This is a genomic window from Streptomyces sp. WMMB 714, from assembly GCF_900090125.1.
GTDB classification, from domain to species: domain Bacteria; phylum Actinomycetota; class Actinomycetes; order Streptomycetales; family Streptomycetaceae; genus Streptomyces; species Streptomyces daqingensis.
Genome location: NZ_FMHJ01000002.1, coordinates 618,162 through 624,991 on the forward strand (window position 1 = coordinate 618,162; position 6,830 = coordinate 624,991).

General features: G+C 72.5%; 4 protein-coding genes. 2 read left to right on the forward strand and 2 right to left on the reverse strand.

Annotated features, from left to right (window positions below; translation table 11 throughout):
- Positions 1-99: 99 nt before the first annotated feature.
- Together H181DRAFT_RS05460 and H181DRAFT_RS05465 are read right to left on the reverse strand one after the other, a co-directional pair.
- A complete protein-coding gene (locus H181DRAFT_RS05460) occupies positions 100-3,159 on the reverse strand; it encodes a protein kinase (RefSeq protein ID WP_045863001.1) in 3,060 nt (1,019 codons plus the stop codon).
- A gap of 235 nt (positions 3,160-3,394) precedes the next feature.
- Complete coding sequence (locus tag H181DRAFT_RS05465) at positions 3,395-5,416, reverse strand: serine/threonine-protein kinase (protein ID WP_045863002.1); 2,022 nt, start codon at positions 5,414-5,416, stop codon at positions 3,395-3,397.
- Positions 5,417-5,725: 309 nt separating this feature from the next.
- Here H181DRAFT_RS05465 and H181DRAFT_RS05470 point away from each other — a divergent pair, with 309 nt between their 5' ends.
- Positions 5,726-6,097, forward strand: a complete 372-nt coding sequence (locus H181DRAFT_RS05470) for a WXG100 family type VII secretion target (RefSeq protein ID WP_045863003.1) — start codon at positions 5,726-5,728, stop codon at positions 6,095-6,097.
- 58 nt (positions 6,098-6,155) lie between these two features.
- Entirely contained in the window at positions 6,156-6,668 is a 513-nt protein-coding gene (locus H181DRAFT_RS05475) for a hypothetical protein (RefSeq protein ID WP_139131670.1), read from the forward strand.
- Positions 6,669-6,830 lie beyond the last annotated feature (162 nt).

Genomic DNA, 6,830 nt, shown 5'->3' on the forward strand with positions numbered 1-6,830 from the left:
ACGGAGCCCCGGCGGGCCGTACGGGCGGACGGCCCGCGCCCGCGGCCCCCAGGGTCCCGTCGCTCGGTACGGGGCCTGGCGTCCCGTCGAGGCAGGGGCCTAGCGTCCCGTCGACCGGTAGGTGTCGGCGACGGCCTCGAAGTGGCGGTCGATCTCCGCCTTGTTGGTCTTCGAGCCCATCACCAGCAGCAGGTGGTAGCGCCCGTCGAGGATCATCGCCCGGTTGCGGGCGTACACGTCGCGCCCGCCGTCGCGCCAGCTGAACGTGCCCTCGGCCATCGCCGTGGCGCCGACGTCGATGCGGCGCAGACCGGACGTCGAGGCCCACTCCGACGCGCGGTACGCCGCCAGCTCCGGCTCGTCGTCGCTCTGGTAGGCCATCGGGTCGCCGCCGTACTTCTTCGTGCTGTCCCGGCCGTTGACGACGACCATCTCGACCGCGCCACCGTTGTACCGGACCTGGCCGCGGCCCGTGGTGGACCTGCGGTCCCACTCGCGGGGCACCGCGATCTGGAAGCCCGCGGGGTCACGGCTCAGCTTGTAGCCCTCGGGGACCTTGCCGGCGGGCCCCGGATTCTGCGGCTCGTCCGCGCCCCCCTTGCCGCTGCCGCTGCCGCCGCCGTCGCCCTTGCCGGAGTCCTCCCCGCCGGAGCCGCCGCCGTCCGGCTCCGCGGAGCGGCTGTCCCCGCCCACCGAGCCGCGCTGCTGGTTCGAGGCGCCGGTGCCGCCCTCGGGCATGAACCACATCGCGTACAGCACGGCACCCGTCATGCCCAGCAGGACCAGCCCGAGAAGCAGGCGCCCCAGCTTGAGCGGGCTGCCGCCGGACCGGCCGCTCCTCTTCTCCCGCACGCGACGGGACCGCTCCCGGACGGGCGGCGCCGCGGCAGCCGGAGGCGGCACGTCGTACGCGGCCCCCCGAGGCGCGGCGTAGGAAGCCGCGGGCGGCGGCGCGTCGGGGACCGAGTGAGACGGAGCCACGGGAGACGGAGCCACGGGAGGGGCGGGCCGCTCGGGTCTCGTGCGCTTCGGCCTGCTCCGCTTCTGCCGCTTCCGCTCCGCCGCCGCGGCACGCCTCTCCGCCCGCCTCCTGCGGACGAGTTCGCCGCGCCTGCGCAGGATCGGCAGCCGGCGCGGATCGGACGGGCGGCCCGACTCCAGGGACGGTGCGTAGACGGTGTGCCATCCGGCGTCGGGCTCCGGAGCCGACCGCACCAGCGAACGCAGCCAGCCCCGCAGCTCCTCGAAGTCCGGCCGCTCCGTCGGGTCCTGACGCATCAACGACTCGACGACGGGACGCAGCGGCCCGCAGTCCTCCGCGAAGGCCGGCGGCTCGGCGCAGACCATCTGCACCAGCTCGGCGACGTCGTCCTCCGGGTAAGGGGCGTGGCCCTGCACCGCGCGGAAGAGGAGCACGCCCAGCGCCCACAGGTCCGCGGACGGGCCGACGGGCGGGGCCAGCCGCCAGTTCGCGTGAACGGGCCCGGCCTGCTCGGGGGCCCAGCGCTCGCTGACCGCACCCACGATCGTCATACGGGCGTGCCGCGCCCGCTCGGCCGCCAGCGCGGTGGTGGGGCCGCGGTAGTGCTCAGGGTCGCCGTCCGCCTCGGGGTCTCCCCAGGAGAGGTTCTCCTCGTCCGGCTCGACGGGGTACGCGTCCTCCTCCTGCTCGTACGGGACGAGGTCGCCGGTGAACTCGTCCGCGCCACCGGCGTACTCGGACCCCGCGTACTCGGACTCCGCGTACTCGGAAGCGGTGTAGCCGTATTGCCCGTGGCCGGACTCCGCGTGGCCGGACTCGGGGCCCTCCCCGGACAGGGGCTCGCCCTGCTCCTGCGCGGGGTGGGCGCGGGGGGTGTCGGATCGCCAGGAGGCCCTGACGGGAAGGCTGTTGGGGGGACGCGAGCCGGGCAGGTCGCTCGGGCTGACCTCGTCCTCGCCCGAGGGCAGCCAGCGCACGCAGTCGTCCGGCGCGGGATGTGAGCCGTACGGGCTGCCTGCCTGGCCGGTGCCGTCCGTCCCGTGTACGTGCTCCCCGTCGCGCTCCCCCTCCGCGCCGGCCGCCCGTGCTGCGACGCCGCGCCGGGTGCCCGCCTGGTATGCGGCTATCGCGTCGCTGCGCGGCCCCCGCGTCCCGCGGTCGTACCGGCCCGGCCCGGCGTGGTCCGGCGCTGCGCTGCCCGGCGCAGTGCGGCCAGGCACAGTGCTGCCCGGTGCTGCGCTGTCCTGCTGCCCGGCGGCCGGATCCGGAAGGCCGGTTCCCGGCCCCTCCAGGCCGAATATGCCGCGCGGGCCCCGGTCCTCGCCGGAGCGGTGCGACGGCTCGCCGGTGGGAGGCGGCGTGGCGGCATTCCCCGCGGAGCCCCCGCCCTCCTCGTCCTGCCTCGCGTCGAAACCCTCCGGCAGCGGGGTGTCCGTCCACATCCCGCGGTAGGTGCCGGGCGCACTCCCGGCTCCCCCGGGCCCGCCGTCGGTTCCGTCCGTGCCCCGCAGGGAGGGGTCGCCGGGGATGGCGCCGGTGGGCGGGAGCGGTGCCGGGCCCGCGTCGGGAAGAGGGTTGTAGCCGCAGAGGGCCTCCTCCGCAGCGGACACGGCCAGGCCCGTGAGCAGAGCGCGCCCGTCGTCGCAGATCAGGACCGTGCGCGACGTGACGTTGCGGTGCGTCCAGCCGTGCGCGTGCACCGTGCGCAGCGCGGTGAGCACGTCCGCGGCGATCTCGGCCGCGCGATGGGCCGTGAGGGTCTGGTCCCTGAGCAGCGCGGCCAGCGGCGTCGCGGGCAGCAGTTCGCTGACGATCCACAGTCCGTCGCCCTCGACGAACACGTCGAAGACCTGGTCGAGCCGCGGATGGTCCGGGATGCGCGCGGCGGAGACGGCCGCCTCGACGGCCCTGCGCACCGCCGGGTCCGCCGGCCTGCGGGTGGCACGCCCCACGGAACCGCGGAAGCGCCCCTCGCCGGCGTCGCCGCCCGGGGCGCCGTCCCCGACGAACTCCGCGTCCACGACCTCCGGTAACGGGATCTGGCGTACCAGCACTTCCTGCCCGCTGGCTGTGTCGTACGCGACCGATTCGGCCAAGTAGTAGGCGTCGGCCGGTGGTTGCGGCAAGCGGTAGCGGTCGGCGAGCAGCCGTCCCGCCTTGCCGGCGTAGTCCTCCACGACACCTCCCCACAACGCGCGAGACCGTCGATTCCCCACTGCATCCGCATCTTTGCGGACGGACACCGGTCTGCGGCCATTCACGATACGTGCCCGCACTGTCAGGCGCGGCCGGTCCACGAACCTGCCCACGCCCCCCGTCGCCCGCGCCGGGCGGACGCGACGGCCCCCCGGTTCGACTGCCCGGGGCGGCCTCTCTCCCAACGTCCCCCGAAACGCGGCGGGGGAACCGCTCTCAGTCGAGCGGCTTGAAGGTCTCGAACGCCGTGTCACGCAGGGTCCGGCACTCCTCGTCGTCCCACTTGTCCGCCCTGCAGGTGATCATTATCGCGAAGCCGTGCGAACTGTCGGCCTTGAAGCCGCGGTTGAGGACGCGCACCCTCTTGCCGTCCTCGTCGCGCTCGAACTGCCAGTCCGCGACGCTCGGATAGTCCCGCCAGCTCACCTTCTTTATGCCCCTGAGCTTGTAGCCGCTGCTGTTGCTCACGGCGGGCTCGAGGGCGCGCCACGTCGCGGCGGCGTCCGACTTGGGGCTGCCGCTGAAGTCGACCTGGAGCTTCGGCAGGCCACCGTCGGAGTACTTGGCCCCGGAGTTGGTGCCGGCGATGCCGACGCGCTCGAAGTCCTTCGGCATGGCGATGCTGAAGTGGAAGCGTTTGTTGGTGACTTGCTCGTAGTCGTCCGGCAGCGGACCACCCTCGTCTCCGGGCTCCTCCCCGTCGTCCTCCTCGCCTGAGGACTCCTCGGGGTCGGGGGACGGCGCGGACTCCTCGCCGCCCTCGTCCTTCCCGTCCTTCTTGCCGCCGGTGCCCTTCTCGCCCTTGGAGCCCTCCCCGGTGCCGCCCGAAGCAGCGGCGTCCTTGCCGGACTTGCCGCCCCCGCCGCCGTCCCCCGCGTTGACGAGGAGGACGGCCACGAGCGCCAGCACGGCGGCGACGGCCGCGGCGGCGATGCCCCACGTCCGGCGCGGATACCTGTTCACGAGCGCCGCGAAAGTGGTCGTACCGCCGCTGCCCGGCGCGGCTCCCCCACCCGGGGCGGCGGGTGCGGCCTTCGCTCCCCCGGTGGCCTCTCCACCGGCCGAGCCGGACTCGCCGACACCGGCGGCGGGGGACGCCGACGGCTCCTCGGACGCGCTCCCGGCCGCCGCGGCCGCTCCAGCCGCACCGGCGGCGGCACCCGCGGCGGCGGGCGACTTCGCGCCCCTGCGCTTGTCGGACTTCCTCTTGTCGGAGTTCTTCTTGACTGCGCCCTTCGCGTCGCGGCCCGCCTTGTGTGCGTCCGTTCCGCTTTCCTCGCCGCCGCCGGGCTCGCCGCCCTCGGGCTTCGACGTCTCGTCGGCCTCGCCGTCCTTGCCCGCACCGTCCGGCGCCGCAGGGAGGACGGCCGTCGAACCGCCGCTGCTCCGGCCCGCGGCCGCGCCCGCAGCGCCGCTTCCCGTCGCGACGGGCTGCAGCAGGTCACGGGCGCCCGCGACGTCGAGCCGCTTCTCCGGGTCCTTCGTGAGCAGCCCGAAGATCACTTCTTCCAGTTCCCCGGCCTGCTGCGGCGGCGGCACGGGCTCCGTCATCACCGCCGTCAGAGTCGATATGGCCGACCCCTTGTCGTACGGAGGGTGCCCCTCCACCGCCGCGTACAGCAGCGCGCCCAGCGACCACAGGTCGGCGGGCGGGCCCGGCGGCTTGCCGCGCGCCCGCTCGGGCGAGATGTAGGACGGGGCGCCCACCAGCATTCCCGTTGACGTCACCGACGGGTCGCCCTCCACCTTGGCGATACCGAAGTCGGTGAGCACGACGCGGTCCGTGACGTCCTCCAGCAGGACGTTCGAGGGCTTCACGTCACGGTGCAGGACGCCTTCGCGGTGGGCGGCGCGCAGCACGTCGAGCACCGCCAGACCGACCTCGGCCGCACGCTGCGGCGTCAGCGGGCCGTCCCTGCGGATGTGGTCGGCGAGCGAACTGCCCTCGATCAGCTCCATGACGATCCAGGGCCGGTCGTCCTCGTCCACGACGTCGAAGACGGTCACGGCACTGCCGCTGCGGATCCGGGCGATCGCCTTGGCCTCGCGCAGGGTGCGGGTGATCAGCCGCTGCTTCTCGTCCTCCTCGACACTGGAGGGGAAGCGCAGCTCCTTCACCGCCACCGAACGGCCGAGGATCTCGTCCTCGCCGCGCCACACGGTGCCCATACCGCCGCGCCCGAGGACATCCCCGAGCCGATAGCGCCCTCCTACCAGCCGCCCCGCGTCCTCGCTCATGAATCCCCTCAAGTCCCTCAGCGACGGGCCCGCCCCAAGTCCCGCTCCATTGTGAACCATCAGGCCGGTACCCCGAATGCGGGGGCGCGCACGTACAGGACACCTGACCACCCGTCACGAGCCCCCCTGCTCACACCCTCCGCACCCGGCACACACCGGCCACGCACCCGCCGCATGCGGCGACGTCACACGAGCACGAGGGAGAGACGTACCGGTTGGCCGGTTTTTGTACGAACAGCAGCCCTTTGTGGATCGCCCTACAACCCGCTGTTACCGTCGCCCGACGACAAACAGCCAGGGGGGGCTTACATGAGCGAGTTCCGCATCGATGACCCGGGAAAGCTCGACAGGGCCGGGCAGGCGGAGAAGCAGATGGCGACGCGCGTCTCGGAGCAGGGCCGTACCGCTGCATCGGACGTGCGGGCAGGTGCGAAGGCGATGAGCGGGGCGCAGTGGTCGGGGCAGCTGGGGGCTGCGCTGGACCAGGGCGAAGCCGAGTGGGGACGCAAACTGAACCACCTGCGCAAGGCCCTCGACAGGACCGGCTCGAACCTGATGCAGACGGCGAAGAACTTCCGCGACGCCGAGGGCGACAACTCGCGCCGCCTCAGGTTGCAGCGAGAGCAGACGGACGCCACCTGGGCCGAAAAGCAGGTCACCGTCCTGCCCGACTTCGACTGAGCAGCTCCGACCAGCAGTCCGGCTCTGACGAAGCCAAGCAAGCTGAGGGGAAGCGTGGATGACTCGAAAAGCGGCTATAGGCATTCTCCTGTCGCTCTCGTTGGGAATGACTGCAGGGTGCGGAGCAGAAAAGCCCACTCCGCCTCGCTCTCTCTGCGGAGTCAAGGTCCCAACCTCGGCCGTCGCGGCGCTCCTCCCAGAGGAAGGCGAAGAAGTCGACGTCGAAAAGATGGAGTCTGATCTCGCCCCCCATGCCTGTTCGGTCTACGTGAACGACAGGTACTACTTCTCAGTCCTGCACGATCCCGAGAGACCTGACTTCAGCCTGTCGCGTTTGAACTACCCCCCGACATCGCCGAACACCTACGAGGGAAAGCTGGGCATTAAGCCCCTCAAGTCAATCTCCATTGCGACGTGCCAGGAGGGTTCACCTCCCGTCTATGGCATGGTGTCGCTTTCACCTCAAGAGGCAAACGGCCTTTACGGCAATAGTGAAAGCAAGATGGAGGAGTTCATGAACGCTTACATGCCGGCTCTGCAGAAGCACTACGGCTGCAAGACGTCGCGCTGACCCCGCATCCCAAGCCCCGCGTCACACACAAGCCGGAGGGGGCAGAGCCCTCCGGCCCTGCCCCCGCCGGGAGCGCCCGCCCGCCCCTCACACCGGTGCTATGTCCGGTGCCCCGAGACGGGCCGCGTCCGCCGTCAAGTCGTCCGGCTGGCGCTGGGATTC